The sequence below is a fragment of the Arthrobacter sp. Y3225116 genome, assembly GCF_059091245.1.
Genome location: NZ_JBNHGL010000479.1, coordinates 1 through 975 on the forward strand (window position 1 = coordinate 1; position 975 = coordinate 975).

At 71.2% G+C, this 975-nt stretch carries 1 protein-coding gene; it reads left to right on the plus strand.

What is annotated here, in order from left to right; genetic code table 11:
* Window positions 1-975, plus strand: a 975-nt coding sequence (locus AC5RV2_RS18445; RefSeq protein WP_494093530.1) for an MMPL family transporter, incomplete at both ends; no start/stop codon positions are given.

Sequence of the window (975 nt, forward strand, 5' to 3'; positions counted from 1 at the left end):
GGCACGTGCCCGGCTGGAGCCGCAGCGGGCGCAGCTGGAGACGGCACGGGCCCGGCTGGCGGAAGCCGAACGGCAGCTGGCAGACGGCCGGGCGGAGTACGAGTCAGGCGTCGCCGACCTGGAGGCGGGGAAACTGCGGCAGCAGTCCTCCGAGGGGCTGCGGTTCGTATCCGCGGACGGCTCGGCCGCCTTCGTCCAGGTCCAGTTCGAGCAGGGCATGATGGAGGTTTCCAAGGAGGACCGCGAACAGGTCCAGCAGGTCACCGAGGCCGGCCTGGTGCCGGGGCTGCGGGCGGAGTACAGCAAAGACATCGTCGAAGACATCTCCAGCCTGTTCGGAGCAGCCGAGATCATCGGGATCGCCGTGGCCGCCGCGGTGCTGGTGCTCATGCTCGGCACGCTCATCGCGGCCGGACTGCCGCTGCTGATGGCGATCGTCGGCGTCGGGGTCGGCGTGGGCGGCACCATGGCGCTCAGCGGTGTCATCGAGATGAGCTCCGTCTCGCCGGTGCTGGCGCTGATGCTGGGCCTGGCCGTGGGCATCGACTACTCGCTGTTCATCGTCAACCGCCACCGCACCCAACTGCTTTCCGGCGTGCCGCTGGTCGAATCGATCGGCCGGGCCACCGGCACCTCCGGCAACGCAGTGCTCTTTGCCGGGCTCACCGTGATCATCGCCCTCGCCGCGCTGGCGGTGCCGGGCATCCCGTTCCTGACGGTGCTGGGCCTGGCCGGAGCCGCAACGGTGGCGGTCGCCGTCGTCGTCGCCCTGACCCTGACCCCGGCGATGCTGGCCATCATGGGCAAGCGCATCCTCTCCCAACGCGCGTGGGCCAAGGCCGGCCTACCCGGCCCGGTGGCCGCCGACGCGGAGACCACGGCGCGGGAGGCGGACTTCCACAACGACCCCAAGCGCAGCTGGGGCAAGTCGGTGACGAAGCACCCGTGGCTCGCGCTGGTCGCGGGCGTGGCGGT